This window comes from Microbacterium sp. I2 (genome assembly GCF_051364985.1).
GTDB lineage: Bacteria > Actinomycetota > Actinomycetes > Actinomycetales > Microbacteriaceae > Microbacterium.
Window position 1 is genome coordinate 66,486 of record NZ_JBLWIH010000007.1, and the last position, 14,501, is coordinate 80,986.

General features: G+C 66.8%; 11 protein-coding genes. 3 read left to right on the forward strand and 8 right to left on the reverse strand.

Annotated features, from left to right (window positions below):
* Positions 1–22: 22 nt before the first annotated feature.
* A complete protein-coding gene (locus ACLKM7_RS05430) occupies positions 23–1,012 on the reverse strand; it encodes a LacI family DNA-binding transcriptional regulator (RefSeq protein WP_436446144.1) in 990 nt (329 codons plus the stop codon).
* A gap of 122 nt (positions 1,013–1,134) precedes the next feature.
* Here ACLKM7_RS05430 and ACLKM7_RS05435 point away from each other — a divergent pair, with 122 nt between their 5' ends.
* The 3 genes from ACLKM7_RS05435 to ACLKM7_RS05445 all read left to right on the forward strand — a co-directional run bounded on the left by ACLKM7_RS05435 (position 1,135) and on the right by ACLKM7_RS05445 (position 4,505).
* Positions 1,135–2,274, forward strand: coding sequence for a glycoside hydrolase family 172 protein (locus ACLKM7_RS05435; protein WP_436446145.1), 1,140 nt, complete (start codon positions 1,135–1,137; stop codon positions 2,272–2,274).
* 135 nt (positions 2,275–2,409) lie between these two features.
* Positions 2,410–2,883: a hypothetical protein gene (locus ACLKM7_RS05440; RefSeq protein ID WP_436446146.1), complete on the forward strand. Its 474-nt coding sequence runs from the start codon at positions 2,410–2,412 to the stop codon at positions 2,881–2,883.
* Positions 2,880–4,505 (forward strand): hypothetical protein, encoded by a 1,626-nt coding sequence (locus ACLKM7_RS05445; protein WP_436446147.1) that lies wholly within the window; start codon positions 2,880–2,882, stop codon positions 4,503–4,505. The genes ACLKM7_RS05440 and ACLKM7_RS05445 overlap by 4 nt, the downstream gene beginning before the upstream one ends.
* Positions 4,506–4,653: 148 nt before the next feature.
* Here ACLKM7_RS05445 and ACLKM7_RS05450 read toward each other — a convergent pair whose 3' ends face one another.
* The 7 genes from ACLKM7_RS05450 to ACLKM7_RS05480 all read right to left on the reverse strand — a co-directional run bounded on the left by ACLKM7_RS05450 (position 4,654) and on the right by ACLKM7_RS05480 (position 14,444).
* On the reverse strand, positions 4,654–6,702 hold the full coding sequence (locus ACLKM7_RS05450; protein ID WP_436446148.1) for a DUF4185 domain-containing protein: 2,049 nt from the start codon (positions 6,700–6,702) through the stop codon (positions 4,654–4,656).
* A gap of 14 nt (positions 6,703–6,716) precedes the next feature.
* The gene (locus ACLKM7_RS05455; protein WP_436446149.1) at positions 6,717–8,045 is read right to left on the reverse strand and encodes an ABC transporter substrate-binding protein; all 1,329 of its coding nucleotides are present in this window, start codon (positions 8,043–8,045) and stop codon (positions 6,717–6,719) included.
* Positions 8,046–8,090: 45 nt separating this feature from the next.
* Positions 8,091–9,605, reverse strand: coding sequence for a DUF4185 domain-containing protein (locus ACLKM7_RS05460; protein WP_436446150.1), 1,515 nt, complete (start codon positions 9,603–9,605; stop codon positions 8,091–8,093).
* Positions 9,606–9,854: 249 nt separating this feature from the next.
* The gene (locus ACLKM7_RS05465) at positions 9,855–10,721 is read right to left on the reverse strand and encodes a carbohydrate ABC transporter permease (RefSeq protein ID WP_436446151.1); all 867 of its coding nucleotides are present in this window, start codon (positions 10,719–10,721) and stop codon (positions 9,855–9,857) included.
* 1 nt (position 10,722) lies between these two features.
* Complete coding sequence (locus ACLKM7_RS05470; RefSeq protein ID WP_436446152.1) at positions 10,723–11,688, reverse strand: carbohydrate ABC transporter permease; 966 nt, start codon at positions 11,686–11,688, stop codon at positions 10,723–10,725.
* A gap of 70 nt (positions 11,689–11,758) precedes the next feature.
* Entirely contained in the window at positions 11,759–13,102 is a 1,344-nt protein-coding gene (locus ACLKM7_RS05475) for an ABC transporter substrate-binding protein (protein ID WP_436446153.1), read from the reverse strand.
* A 181-nt stretch (positions 13,103–13,283) separates the two neighbouring features.
* Positions 13,284–14,444 (reverse strand): DUF4185 domain-containing protein, encoded by a 1,161-nt coding sequence (locus ACLKM7_RS05480; protein ID WP_436446154.1) that lies wholly within the window; start codon positions 14,442–14,444, stop codon positions 13,284–13,286.
* Positions 14,445–14,501: the final 57 nt, after the last annotated feature.

The following is a 14,501-nucleotide window of genomic DNA, read 5'->3' on the forward strand; positions in this document are numbered from 1 at the left end:
ACCGATCGTGAAACCGCCGCGATCAGGGACGCACGGCGGTGCGTGCGGCGTGCAGTTCATTGCGCAGGACGATCGTGCGCGCCGGCTGGTCGTCGCCGTTGATCCGCTCGAGCAGCATCTTCGCCGCTGTCACTCCCATGTGCCGCGCGGGGAGCCGCACGACCGTCACCGCGCTGGGCGACAGCGTGGTGAACGGCAGCGATCCGACGACCGCCACACCGATGCGCGGCGGCGTCAGGTCGTGCTCGGTGAGCACCTGGATCGCTCCGACACCGAGCAGGTTGTTGCCGGCGACGATCGCATCCGGAGGCTCCGGCAGGGACAGGAGCTCCTCCATGACCTCGCGGCCACCGTCCACGCGGAAGGTCGAGTAGCGCAAGAGCTCATCGGCGTCGCGGTCGGGAAAATGGCGGGCGAGAACGGCGCGGTAGCCCTGCGCGCGCTCATAGGCCGTCTCGATGTGCTGCGGCCCGGTGATGCACGCGATGCGGCGATAGCCCGCCTGCACCAGGTTCTCCGTCGCTGCCTGGCCCGCCGTGCGATTGGCCATGACCACGCCGTCGATGTCATAGCCGGTGCCGCGGTCGACCGCCACGACGGGGCGGCCGATCGCCATGAGATCGTCGAGGTTGGTGTGGTCGGACGCGGCGGCGAGGATCACTCCGGCCATGTGCTCCGAGATCGCGATCTGCAGGTACGTCGCCTCTTTGTCGATGTCGGCGTCGGTGTTGCACAGCACGACCGAATAGCCCGCCTGCGATGCGACATCCTCGACACCGCGCGCCATCTCGGTGAAGTAGGGGTTCTCGATGTCGGGGATCACCAGCGCGATCACCTCGGAAGCCTGCTTGCGCAGCGTGCGCGCCGTGCGGTTGGGCGTGAACCGCAGCTGCCGCGCCGCTTCGCGCACCGCGAGCGTCTTCTCGTCCGAGACGCCGATGCCGTTGAAGACACGCGAAACGGTCGCGGGCGACACCCCCGCGAGCTTTGCGACCTCGTAGATCGTCGCCATTGCGCTCCCGTCGGACTGCGGGCCGAGCGCGTTGACACGCCGGTCAGGCCACAATACAGTGTTGAAATCGATTCCAGAAGCACGCCGTCATCCGGCGCGCCGACACGAGGATGTGCACCCAGATGCCCGCCAACCCTTTCCCGCCCGACCTGTCGTCGATCTCCGGCATCCGGGGATTGCAGACCCGCTCGATCTCTCCCGAGAACTTCGACGGCGCGCCCGGCGGTGGCGGCCGCGCGACCGAGGGTACCGGCGCGTCCTGCGCCCGCGACCTCGGCCCCGGCTGGAAGATCTCGCCGAGCGTCGACGTCAAGGCGGGCGAGACCTTCGACCTCGCGAACATCGACGGCGCCGGAAAGATCACCCACATCTGGATCACGACGCACACCGACAACTGGCGCACGCTGATCCTGCGCGCGTACTGGGACGGCTCCGAGGAGCCCGCGGTCGAGGTGCCGTACGGCGACTTCTTCTGCAACGGGTGGGGCGTGTTCGCCCAGGTGAACTCGCAGCCCATCGCCGCCAACCCTCACGGCGGGTTCAACTCGTACTGGCCGATGCCGTTCCGCGAGGGCGCCCGGCTGACGATCGAGAACACGTCGGTCGTCGACGTGCGGGTCTACTACCAGGTCACCTACGAGACCGGCGGCGACTACTCGCGCGACGGGTACTTCCACGCGCAGTGGCGCCGCTCCAACCCGCTCGAGGAGCTCGTGCCGCACACGATACTGGAGGGCATCGAAGGGCAGGGGCAGTACGTCGGCACCTATATCGCGTGGGGCACAGGCTCCAATGGCTGGTGGGGCGAGGGCGAGATCAAGTTCTACCTCGACGACGACACGGACTACCCCACGATCTGCGGCACCGGCACCGAGGACTACTTCGGCGGCGCGTGGAACTTCGACATCCCGGGCAAGGGGTACACCGAGTTCTCGACCCCGTACCTCGGGATGCCTCAGGTGATCCGGCCCGACGGGCTCTACGTCAGCCAGCAGCGCTTCGGCATGTACCGGTGGCACCTGGTCGACCCGATCTTCTTCCGTTCCGGCATCCCGAAGGTCGACATCCAGGCGCTCGGCTGGCGCAGCGGCTGGCGCTACCTGCCGCTGCGTGACGACATCGCCTCGACGGCGCTGTTCTACCTCGACCGCCCCACCGCGCGCCGGCCGAAGACGCCGACCGCCGACGATATGGAGGTTCACTTAGGCACCGCACCGGTGCCGGACATCGGCGCGACTCCCCCACGCGCGCCACAGGACTGAGGTCGTGACGGAGGAGGCGGAGTGCTGTTCTCTCTGACCGGAGCGAGTGGCGCCGGCAAATCGGCCGCACTCGCGCACCTCAGAGACGTCGACTGGGGTGCAGACGTGCGATGCGTCGAGTTCGACTCGATTGGGGTGCCCGAGGGCGCGGATACGGCCTGGCGCCACGAGGCCATCGAGCACTGGATCCATCGCGCACTGCAGGCCCAAGCACAGGGCGCGCACATGCTGCTGTGTGGTCAAGTCCCGATGGGCGAGCTCCTGGCAGCGCCGTCGGCGGATCGCCTGCAACGCATAGCCGTCTGCCTGCTGCACTGCTCGCCAGACGTGCGAAGCGCACGCCTGCTGCGTCGCGGCGAGGATCCAGCGTCGATCGTGCACCACGCCCGGTTTGGCGAATGGTTCCGCGCGCACACGCTCGACCCCGCGCATGCGCCCGAGGTCGTCCAGGTCCCGAGCAGCGTTCCGATGCAGTGGGCGCGATGGACGCGCCGCCGGCCAGGCGATCCGCAGTGGGACGCGGAGATCATCGACACCGATCTGCTCACGCCCGCACAGTCGGCGCGGCTGGTGGAGGAATGGGTTCGTAGAGAGCTCAGCAGTCGATGACTGCCGCGCTCCGGTTCGTCGACGGCGTGCCGGTGAATCCGGACGCCGCGCCTCTTCGACTGCGCGTCGCGCACGTCGATCAGGCGAACTCGGTGTGGGCCGACGGCGACGGAGACCTGTGGCCGTCGGCGTGGGCTGACGACGGCGCCCTGTACACCGCGGCCGGTGACGGCACGGGGTTCTCACCTCACGGCTGGCACGACATCCTCGTCGGCCGCGTGGATGGGATGCCGCAGACCGGGCTGGCCGGCGCGCCCCTGGCGGCGGGCGACGAGGTGGCGCCGACGTGGGACGCGCCGCGGTTCAACCGCAAGCCGACGGGCATGGTGGCGGTCGACGGCGACGGAGACGGCCGCGATGAGCTGTATCTTGCCGTGCAGGATCTGCGCTGCGGCGACGAACCCGGCATCTTCGACGAGGCGCCCACCGCGACGATCGTGCGGTCGACGGACTACGGGCGCACATGGACGTGGCCGACCGAGCCCCTCTTCGTCGACCACGTCTTCACGACCGTGATGTTCCTCGACCTCGGCCGTTCGAACGGCGGCAGCCCCTGGGTGTACGCGTACGGGATCGATGGGAATTGGCGCACCTCCTTCACGCGAATCGTGCCGGACCCCACGGCGCTGTTCCTGGCGCGGGTGCCCGCGGCATCCGTGCAGGACCGCTCCGAGTGGGTGTTCTTCACCGGACGAGATGGTGACGGGATGCCGCGCTGGAGCTACGACATCGGCGAGAAGTCGCCCGTTCTCGAGGACGAGCGGATTCTCTACCCCGATCCCGCTCCGTACGGCGGGCGCTCCGGGTTCACCGCGATCGCGCAGGGCGGCGTCGTCTGGAATCCCGGCCTCGGGCGCTATCTGTGCTCGTCGTGGAGCGAGTACACGCACGAGTTCTACGAGGCGGCCGCGCCGTGGGGTCCGTGGCGGCATCTGCACTCGGCCGACTACGGGCACTTCCCGTGGCAGGGTCCGCGGTCGCCGCTCGCGAAGCACGGCGGCTACACACCGACGATGCCGTCGAAGTTCCTCTCGGCCGACGGGCGCGACCTGTGGCTGCAGAGCAACTGGTTCTTCGGCGCGACCTCCAGGGGCGGCCGCGCGTACACCTTCGGTCTGCGCCGTGTGCGCTTCGACCCGGGAACGGATGCCGTCGCCCCGGACACCGGCGGCAACCTCGCGCTGTCGCCCGACACGTGGCCGCTTGTCTCTCGCGTGGCAGACGGGCAGACGTCGGTCTTGAACGACGGTCGCCGCGACCTCGTGGAGGACTCGAGCCGCGGGCCAGGCTCCGGCGAGGACGTGTGGGGATACCAGTGGCCGTCGCCGCGGCGCTTCGACCGCATCGTGACCGTGCCCGGCGGCCAGGACTCTATGGGCGGCTGGTTCGCCGACGGACCGCGCGTCGAGGTGCGAGTGGACGGAGAGTGGCGGGCGGTAGAGGCATCCGTCGCTCCGCCATATCGGAACGACTTCACGGCGCTCGAGGAGCACGAGTACGTCTTCGACTTCGCCGAGGTGTGCGCCGACGGCGTGCGGCTCGTCGGGGAGCCCGGTGGTCCGCTTCGGTACACGTCCATCGCCGAGCTCGAGGTGTGGCTGGTCCAAGCCGACCTCGGCTGAGTGTCGGCGGCGCCTTCGGCGCGCTCCACGTCTGTGGCGAACCGTCTCACATGGTCGTCTCGAGCGCGCGCAGGCGTCGATTTACGACGGCTCGCGTCTCGTCGTGCCGCCGGCCGGCCGGCTCACGCGAGCCGGCCGACAGGCGGGCTCAGACGGTGCCGGGCTTGCCCGGCTTACCGGGCTTGTCGGGCTTGCCCGGCTTGTCGGGGAACTCGGGCCGGGGCGGGCGCGGGTCGTAGTGCACCGCCGTCAGCGTCGATTCGCAGCCGTCGCACGACGTGAGGATCGCGCGCTCCGCCGAGGCATCCGTCGTCACGATCAGCTGCGAGTCGGTGCGGGAGGCGTCGCGTCGCACGGTCGCCGCGAACGAGACGGTGAGCGTCTCGCCCGCGGGGATGGCGCCCGTCCACCGCAGCGTCGAACCGTCGAGCACCGGCGCACCGATCGACGACGTCACCGACGCGCCGTCGAGGGTCGCGTCGTCCACGAGCCCGGTGAGGTCGATCGCGAGGTCTACGGCCTCACTCGTGGCGCTGTCGGTCGAAGCCGCCACCGTGTAGGTCACGACGTCTTCGCGAACCACCTCGCTGCCAGCAGCGGGGTCCGAGACCACAGACACCGACAGACCGGGCAGCTGCTCCCTCGCCTTGACGAGGGACAGGTCGTCGATCTGCACCCAGCGATCGCCGTTCAAGTGGCTACCGACGAACGCCTGCACCTGGGTGCGGTCGCCGCTGTGGAACGTGACCTCGAAGCGCGTGTACGCGCCGACCCCCTCGAAGGATGCCTCGGCGACGGTCGCCGCGCCGGCGCCGAGCTCGCGCACTCCGATCGCTCCCTCGGCCGGAGTTCCTCCGGTCACGACGAATCCCGTCAGCGTGTAGGTGGTGTTCGGTTCGACCGCGACATCCTGGTGGATGTCGATCCAGCCGACGTTGGAGCGCATCCAGCCCTGCTTCGACCCGCCGTGCGCCCACGCGTGGTTGGTGTCGATGCCACAGTTGCCGGTGCATGCCCACGGTGCCGGCATCGTGCCGTCGACAGCTCGCTCGAAACCGCCGTTCTGGATGAGGTTGGGGTTCACGACCGTGCCGTCCTCATCGATCGCGGCGCGCATGAGGTAGACGTTGTACGGGTCCCACTGCGACAGCGCGAAGTAGAGATCGCCGTCCTCCGACCACGGGTGCATGTAGCCCCCGTACAGTCCGGGGTAGTCGGCGAAGCTGGCGAGCCGCTGCCGCTCGCTCCACGGTCCCTCCGGCGACGCCGCGGTGCGCAGCACGATGTCGAGGTTCTCGTCGAGGTAGGTCATCAGCCACCCGCCGGTGTGCTCGCTGTACTGCACCGAGAGCTCGGCGACGTTCGGCGGCACGATCGGCGCCGCCGCGGTGTCGTCGCCGAGCACCCACGATGAGCCGTTCCAGTAGGAGTACGCCGACTTGTCGAGCACCTGCGCCTCGGGCACGCGGGCGACGTGCGCCGCGCCGAGCCGCCCATTGGGCGTGCCGAACATGTAGACGTACCCGTCGTGACGTTCGAAGGCCACCATCTGGAACGGATGCTGCCCGTCGGCGGTGTTCGTCCACTCCGGGCCGTCGGTCGAGTTCCACGTCTCGCCGTTGTCGTCGGAGTAGGCGATTCGGCTGAAGTTCGTGTCCCACTCGCCCGGCAGGCCCCACTGGCGCACCGACATGAACGCGAGGTACTGACGCTCCCCCACCGCGATGCCCGCGGTCGGGATCGTCGTCATCTCCTGGCCGTTGATCTTGAGCGACGGGATGATCTCGCCGGCATGGCCAGGCGCGTCCTCCACCGCGGAGTCGAAGCTCATGCCGTCGGAGAGGTCGGCGTCGGTACTGCGCAGCAGCACGTTCGAGCGCCAGTCCCCGCCCCCGCCGCCGGGCCCGCCCCAGTCGCCGAACGTGTCGCCGAATGCGGTCAGGATCTCGCCGTGCCCGTTGTCCCACATGATGCCGAGATCGGTGCCGGTGACTCGCCAGCGGGTGTCGGTCGCACTCAGCGACTTGGGTCCGGTCATCTTCTCGACGAGCACCGCCGGGGAGTGGTCCGGTGGCGCCACCGCCAGGGCAGACGACGCCGGGTCGGGCGAAGCCGCCGACGCGCCCGCCGGCACCATCGCCCCGACGGCGATCACGCCGATCGCCGCGAGAGCCGTCGTTCTCAGACCTCGTCGCATGGGCCGGTCCTCTCTCATTGCAGTTGCTCCGGCAGACCGAGATCGCCGATGAGCTTGGTGATCGTGGCATCCGCCTCATCCATCGCCGCAGCGATGTCGTCACCCCGCATGGCCTTCTCGAGGGCTGTCCCGAACGCCAGACTCACCTGCCAGTCGTACGTCGGCTCGAGAATGGCGGTCTCGGTCGAGCCGACGAGCACGTCGTAGAACGGATTGATCGACACGCCGGGATCCTCTGCAAGCTCCGCCGCGAGCGAAGTGCGCGGAGACAGCTTGGTGAACTTCGTCTTGACGAAGTAATCCTTCGGGATCGCGGTGTCTTCAGCCAGCATGAACGAGATGGCGGCGGCTGCCTCTTCGACGTGCTCCGACCTCGCGTCGACGCCGATCGTCCAACCACCCAGCGTCGAGGTGGCCCGCGTCGCATCGCCATCGACCGTGGGCATCGGCGCGATCGCAAGCTTCTCGATCATGTCGAGGTAGTCGTTCAGCAGCAGGCTGATGCCCCACGAGCCGTTCGCCATCATCGCGAGCTTCCCCTCGCCCAGCGGGGCGGCGTCGCCGTAGCCCGACAACGGCTGCTTGGCGAGGATGCCGTCGGCGTATAGGTCGCGGTAGAACTCGAAGAGCGGCTGGTAGGCCGGGTCGGCTGCCAGCGATTCTGACCAGTCGTCCGAGATGGGCAGGTGCCCCGCGGTACCGAACTGCGCGCCCCACGTCGACCATGACAACTCGACGGCGGTCTGCGCGAGCTGGAAGGGCACGACGTCGGGGTCGGCCTCCTTCAACGCGGCACCCGCGTCGAGCAGTTCGTCCCACGTCTGCGGCGGAGTCGCCGGATCGAGACCCGCGGCTTCGAACAGGTCGGTGCGGTAGAACAACAGCGCGCTGGGCTCGAAGAGCAGTGGGTAGGCGTACTGCTCATCCTCGACTGTGACAGCCTCGAGGAACCGGGGGTCGAGATCTGCCCACGCCTCCGCGTCGATGTATTCGGTGATCGGCGCGATCTGCTCGTTGCGCGCCTTCATCGGCACCGACGAGTAGTTCATCGTGTACATATCAGGAGCGTTTCCGGCGGCCTGTGCCGCCTTGAGCTTCTGGTCCCAGGCATCGCCCGGCACGACGGTGAGCTTGACGGTGATCTCGTCCTGCGAGTCGTTGAAGGCGGCGACTGCCTCCTTGTACCAGGCGTTGTCCTCCTCGGAGAACTGGTTCTGCCAGAACTCCACGGTCACTCCCGACGCGTTGTCGTCTGCGGGGGCGCCGCCGCTGCAGGCGGCGACTGTCAGGAGACCTCCCGCCGCCAGAGCGGCGAACCCTATCCTCGTGAGCGATTGCCTCATTGCTTCTCTCCTCTGTGTGTGATTGCGGGACTGTCGCCTGGGGAGCTAGGACCGCGTGAGCGAATAGTCGTCGACCTGCACCCACATGTCGCCGTTGTCGGTCCAGGCGCCGGTGAACAGCTCCACCGCCGTGCGGTTCCCGCTCTGGAATGTGACGGTGTACCTCGTCCAGGCGCCGACGGCCTGGAAGTTGACCTCGGCGATCGGTGGCCCGCCGACGTCGCGTACGCCGAAGAATCCGTTGTCGTTGTTTGCCGAGGTCCGTATCCAGCCCGTGACCGTGTACGCCGTGTTCGGACTCACGCTGACTGTCTGGTGGATGTCGTGCCAACCGGAGTTATAACGGACGAAGCCGTTGCGGTCGCCGGAGACCGACCACATCCCGTTGTCGACGCCGCAGTTGCCGGTACACGCCCACGGCGAGCTCGCGGTGCCACTCGTCTGTCGCTCGAAGCTCGGATCCGCGACGAGGTTGGGCTTGTCGACGCCACCCGACGGGGTGAGCCCCACGCGCATGAGATAGACGTTGTACGGGTTCCACTGCGAGAGTGCGAAGTACAGGTTCGAACCCGACGACCACGGGTGGATGAAACCTCCGTAGAGCCCGGGGTAGTCTGCCGAACTCGCAATGACCTGCGGAACGCTCCACGAAGCGGTCGGTCCGCTGGCGCTTCGCAGCACGATGTCGCTGCCCTGCATATAGGTCATGACCCAGCCGCCCGTGTAGGCGTTCTTCTGCACCGAAAGCTCCGCGACCGGTCCCGAGACGACGTCCACGGCAGCGGACTCCGACGCGGACCAACCCGATCCGGTCCAGTACGTGTAGGCGGACTTCGTCAGCACGGACGCCTCAGGCACCCGTGCGAGCCGAGCGGCGCCGAGCCGGCCGTTCGGTGTTCCGAACATGTACACGTACCCGCCGTCCCGCACGAACGCGGCCATCTGGAAGTTGTTGGTTCCGCCGGGGTTGTCCCACCGCGGTCCGCCGGCTGTGACCCAGGTCTGTCCGTTGTCATCCGAGTACGCGATCGCCGCGTAGTTGGTGTCCCACGTGTTGGGGACGCCCCAGTGCCGCACCGACATGTACGCCATGTACTGGCGCGACCCGACCGAGACGCCGGCGGTCGGGATGACCGTCATCTCGTCGTTGTCGATCTTCTTGCTCGGGATGAGCTCCTTCGCGTGACCGGGGGCGTCCGTGGCCGCGCTGGAGAACGACATGCCGTCGGCGAGGTTCGTGTCGGTGCTGCGCAGCAGCACCTGGCTCCGCCAGTCGTTGCCGTTGCCACCGGGTGGCGTCCACGCGTTGCCGAAGGTGTCTCCGAAAGCGGCGAGGATCGTGCCGGCGCCGTTGTCCCACATGACGCCGAGATCGGTCGAGTACACGCCCCATGTCGCGGGTGTGTTGCTCGTGGACACCGGCCCGGTCATCTTCGAGACGACCACCGCCGGCGATGTTGCGGACGTCGCGGCGGCGGGGCCGACGCCCGCGACCGCCGCGACCATACAGAGCGCCGAAATCGCGACGGTTGAGATCAGTCGCTTGCCGAACCGAGTCATACGCCCTCCTTGGCGTGCGCGATGTTCGAGATCGGGGTACGCACACACGCGTGTGAGTAGCCCTGAGGAGCAGGTTAAACGAAATCGATTTCAAGCACAAGAACCTGCGGGTCTGTATTCCGGATCGAGCGTCTGACTGATATTCAGCCGTTGACGCGACTTCGTCCGCGTCGCAGCCTCGGGTCCGACCCCAACAACACCGACAGGAGGCGGCATCGATTTCAGGTGAGAATGTTCAGGCGCACGTCGTCATTTGAGGCCGGCCATCTTGATGTTTCCGATGATCTGGCGCTGGAAGATGAGGAACAGGATGATGACGGGTGCGGCGGCGAGGACCGACCCGGCCATCAGGATGCCCAGCTCGGTGCTGCGCTCCGAGCGGAACGTCGCGAGGTACTGCTGCACGACGAACTGCTCAGGCGTCGTGATCGTCAGGATCGGCCACACGTACGAGTTCCAGTACGCGAGGAACGCGGTGATCCCCATGACGACGAACGGGGGCTTCGAAAGAGGCAGGAAGAGGTGCGTGAAGATGCGCACCCGCCCGCAGCCGTCGAGCATCGCCGCTTCCTCCAGGCTTGCCGGGACGCTGAGGTAGAACTGCCGGATGAAGAAGATCATCCCGGCGCTGGCAGCGCCCGGGATGACGAGCACCGCAAGCGTGTCGAGCATCTGCAGGTTCGTCACGACGATGAAGCTCGTCAGAAGAATCGTCATGCCCGGGATGAACATCGTCGTGATGACGAGGACCCACAGTGTGCGCTTGAATCGGAAGTCGAGGCGCGCGAAGGCGTACGCGGCGAGCGAGTTGACCGTGAGAGCGAGCAGAGTGAAGAGCACGGCCCCGAGGAACGTCCAGAGCATCGTCCGCGTGAACGTCGGGTCGGCGAGGATCTGCGCGTAGTTCTCCCACAGCCAGACTTCGGGGAAGAACTGGAACGGTGTCTGGATGACCTCGGTCTTCGATTTGAAGCCGGCTATCACCATCCACGCGAGCGGGAAGAGCGCCGCGAGGATGAAAGCGGCGCCGGCGAGCGCCTTGCCGATCCCGTACAGCCACCAGAGTGCATCGCGGTGGGGGCGCCGAGCCACGGGGATCTCGAGTGCGACCGCCATGTCAGTCCACCAGCCTCTCGGAGTTGACGAATCGGAACACCAGCGCCGACACCGTCCCGAGCACGACGAACAGCAGCAGCGCAGCGGCGATCGAGTACCCGACGTTGATGTCGTTGCGGAAGTGGTTGAAGATGAACAGGTTGGGGAGTGTCGTGGAATCCAACGGCCCGCCGTTGGTCATGACGAGGGGCAGCTCGAACTGCTGGATCGCGGCGACGAAGCCCGTGATCAGCAGGTACAGGAGGATGTTCTTCAACTGGGGCAGCGTGATGAAGAACGTCTTCTGCCACCAATTGGCGCCCTCCATCGCCGCGGCCTCGTAGTACTCGTTCGGGATGTCGACCATGCCGGCGACCATGATGAGCGATGTGAGGCCGATGCCGAGCCATACGGCGGGAACCGCGATCGCGAGAAGCGCCCAGGCGGGGTCGCCGATCCACGCGATCGGATCGATGCCGAATCCGGCGAACATGGCGTTCAGCAGGCCACCCGAGTAGTTGTAGATCAGTACGAAGATGATCGAAGTGATCACCGTGGAGATGATCGTCGGGATGTAGATGCTGACCTTCAGCACGCCGGCGAAGCGACGCGACACGCTCACAACGAGGCTCGCGAAGAAGAATGCGAGGACGAGCATCGGCGGGACGGTCATCACGACGAATGCGAAGCCGCGCCCGATCGCCGCCCAGAAGAGTGGATCGCTCATCACGTTGATGTAGTTGCGCCAGGCGACGAACTCCGGATCCTTGTAGAAGCTCCAATCCTGGAACGACAGATACGCGGCGTAGACGGCCGGCCAGATCACGAAGATCCCGAGCAGCACTACTGCGGGAAGGATGAGCAGGTACGCGATCCTCCCATCCCGGAAGCGGTAGCGGTCGCGGCTGCGCCTGTCGCGCTTGCCGCGCTTGCCGCCGGGGAGGATCATCGCCTCCGTCTCGGTCATCATCGTCTGCGTCGCGGTCATTCCCTCACCTCACTGTGGTCCCCGAGTCACCGGGGGTCGGGCGCGCCCGACCCCCGGTAACTGATCATCGCTAGGACTTCGGCGCCTTGCTGGGCAGATCGTCGCGCTGGATGACCGTGTTGATGGCATCCTCCGCCGTCTTGATCGCGTCGTCGACCGAGGCCGCTCCCTTCATGACCGACTCCATCGCGGTGCCGACGGCGAGCGAGACGTCCCACGGGTACGTCGGCTCGGGGATTGCCGTGGGCGCGATGTCGTTGACGATGATGCCCGACCAGGGAGCCTCGCTCGCCGCCGGGTCTGCGGCGACGGCCTCCTGGACAGACTCACGGACCGGGACCTTGGTGAACTGCGTGTCGACGAAGAACGGCACGAGGTTCTCGGCGTCACCCGCGATCGCCCACTCGAGGAACGCACCCGCCGCCTCGGCGTTCTTCGACTTCGCGTCCACGACCCACTTGAAGTTGCCGAGCGTCGTCGCTGTGTCACCCTCGGCCGAGTCCGCGTCGGGAAACGCTCCGATGCCGGTGCTGCCGAGAAGGTCGGGGAAATCCGAGCCGATCTCCGACATCATCCACGAACCCGATACCTTGAACGCGACCTTCTCCTCACCGAAGTCCTTGCCTTCGACGTAGGCGGCGAGCGCCTGCTTCGGCATGTAGTCCTCGTTCCACAACGTCTGGTAGCTGGCCATCAGCTCGCGATAGCCCGCGTTGTCGATGTCAGGCGCGGTCCAGTCGGACGTCAGCGCGGTGTGCCCCGAGAAGTTGAACTGCTGTCCGACCGACGACCACGCGAAGGTCACGGCGTCCGTCGCCGGCGAGATGCAGTACTGGCCCTCAGCGAGGGTCGGCTGAATCTGCGCGCACATGTCGAGCAACTCGCTCCACGTGGCCGGGCCCACTTCGGGATCGAGCCCCGCGGCAGACAGCATCTCCTTGTTCCAGAACAGCACGGCCTGCGGCTCGAGCAGCAGCGGGTAGGCATAGTACGTGTCGTCGATCGCCGATACCGGAAGCGCGGAGTCGATGATCTCGCCGAGCGCTTCGTCCGAGACGATGCCGTTCAGTTCGTGCAACTGGCCCGCGTTGACGGCATCCTGGATCGAACCCGGGTGCGTGTAGACGTCTGGGGCTTTGCCGGCGGCCTGGGCCGCCTTCATCTTCTGATCCCAGGCGTCTCCCGGGACCTCGGTGGCGACGACCTTGATCTCGTCCTGCGACTCATTGAAGTCCTTGACGATATCGGCGTACCACTCGTTCTCCACGGGAGTGAACGTGCGATGCCAGAACTGAATCGTCGTGACGCCGTCCTCGGTGGTGTCCCCTCCGCCCGCGCTGCAGCCAGCGACCATCACGCCTACGGTTGCGGCCGCCAAGACGGCGAGCGCAAGCCTGCTGTTTCTCTTGTGCATTTGTTCGTCCCTCCTCAGGAACACGACTCTTCGATGAGTCCGGAGCTGTGCCGGTCATGGAGCCCGGTCTGATCCGATCCGGCGCTATCCACAGCCCTCGCGGATCGCCGCTGATCTCGTCTGGGGCCAGATTAGGCGAAATCGATTTCAAGCGCAACGACGAACAGCTGTGCGGCGTTCGTCATTCCGAGCGATCGAGCTCGACGGAGAACCAGAACACGTTGTACGGCTCCCACAAGGACAGCGTGAAGAAGATCGTGCGGCCGTCGTCGGAGACGTACTTCGGGTTCAGGTACGGCGAGTAGAGGCCGGGATAGTCCATGCTCGAGACGAGCAGGATCGGTTCGTTCCAGGGCCCCCACGGCGTGATGCCCTCGCGGATGTACGCGTTCCCGTCGTCGGAGTACGTCATCAGCCATCGATCCAGGTGCTCGGAGAACATCACCGAGAGCTCGCCGATCGTGCCATCGACCACGAGCTCGGCATCAGCCATGGCGGTGGACCAGATCGGCGCTCCGTCGGCACCGGTGCCTGCGAAGTACGAATAGGCCGAGAGGTCTTCCACCGACTCCTCGGCCGCCGGAACGCGCATGAGCGCGACGCCTCCGAACCGCCCAGAAGGGATCGTCCAGAAGTACACGTACTCGTCCCCGCCGTCCGACACGATCATCGGCGCGACCTGAACGAAGTTCGAATCCCCCGGCCATCGCGGACCGTCCAAGGCCGTCCACGTCTCGCCCTGGTCGGTCGACTTCGCGAGCCCCGCATAGTTGGCGTCCCACGCACCCGGCTCACCCCAGTACGACACCGACATGTACGAGATGTAGAGCGTGTCGCCGATCGCGAAGCCGTGCGTCGGGATCTTGGTGACCTCTCCCTCTCCGTCGTTCGGATCGTGGTCGCCCTCGACGAGCGCCTCCGCCCAGCCGAGGTCGTCGACCGGCGCCCACCCGCCGAACGTGATGCCGTCGGCCGGATCTTCATCGGTGGTCCACGCCGACACGTTCGAGCGCCAGATGCCGCCCTGCCCGCCGATCGATTCCGGATCGCGCTGTCCGAATGTGTCGCCGAAGAAGAAGTAGGTGCGGTCGCCCAGGTTGGTCATCGAACCGAGGTCGGTTCCGGCGACAGCGGCGGCCTCGGTATCGTTCATCGCGCCTGGGCCGGTGAGTTGTGCGATCTCAGTGAGGTTCGACACGTCCGCCAGGACGAATGGCTTGTCCTGGTCGGCGTCGACGTCGGGGACGACCGGCGGTCCCCCAGAGCACGCCGTGATCGCCACGGCGAGAGAAGCGGATGCCACGACAGCAGCGACGCGAACTCGAGAGCGTGCGGTGGACATGATCCTCCTCGATCGTCGGTGCCACCCTACGTCGACGAGCACGAAAGTAGAAATCGA

Coding starts and splice junctions, on each gene's coding strand:
- ACLKM7_RS05435 (WP_436446145.1), top strand. CDS start 1,135: ATGCCCGCCAACCCTTTCCCGCCCGACCTGTCGTCGATCTCCGGCATC.
- ACLKM7_RS05460 (WP_436446150.1), bottom strand. CDS start 9,605: ATGACTCGGTTCGGCAAGCGACTGATCTCAACCGTCGCGATTTCGGCG.
- ACLKM7_RS05480 (WP_436446154.1), bottom strand. CDS start 14,444: ATGTCCACCGCACGCTCTCGAGTTCGCGTCGCTGCTGTCGTGGCATCC.
- ACLKM7_RS05465 (WP_436446151.1), bottom strand. CDS start 10,721: ATGGCGGTCGCACTCGAGATCCCCGTGGCTCGGCGCCCCCACCGCGAT.
- ACLKM7_RS05445 (WP_436446147.1), top strand. CDS start 2,880: ATGACTGCCGCGCTCCGGTTCGTCGACGGCGTGCCGGTGAATCCGGAC.
- ACLKM7_RS05475 (WP_436446153.1), bottom strand. CDS start 13,102: ATGCACAAGAGAAACAGCAGGCTTGCGCTCGCCGTCTTGGCGGCCGCA.
- ACLKM7_RS05450 (WP_436446148.1), bottom strand. CDS start 6,702: ATGCGACGAGGTCTGAGAACGACGGCTCTCGCGGCGATCGGCGTGATC.
- ACLKM7_RS05455 (WP_436446149.1), bottom strand. CDS start 8,045: ATGAGGCAATCGCTCACGAGGATAGGGTTCGCCGCTCTGGCGGCGGGA.
- ACLKM7_RS05470 (WP_436446152.1), bottom strand. CDS start 11,688: ATGACCGCGACGCAGACGATGATGACCGAGACGGAGGCGATGATCCTC.
- ACLKM7_RS05430 (WP_436446144.1), bottom strand. CDS start 1,012: ATGGCGACGATCTACGAGGTCGCAAAGCTCGCGGGGGTGTCGCCCGCG.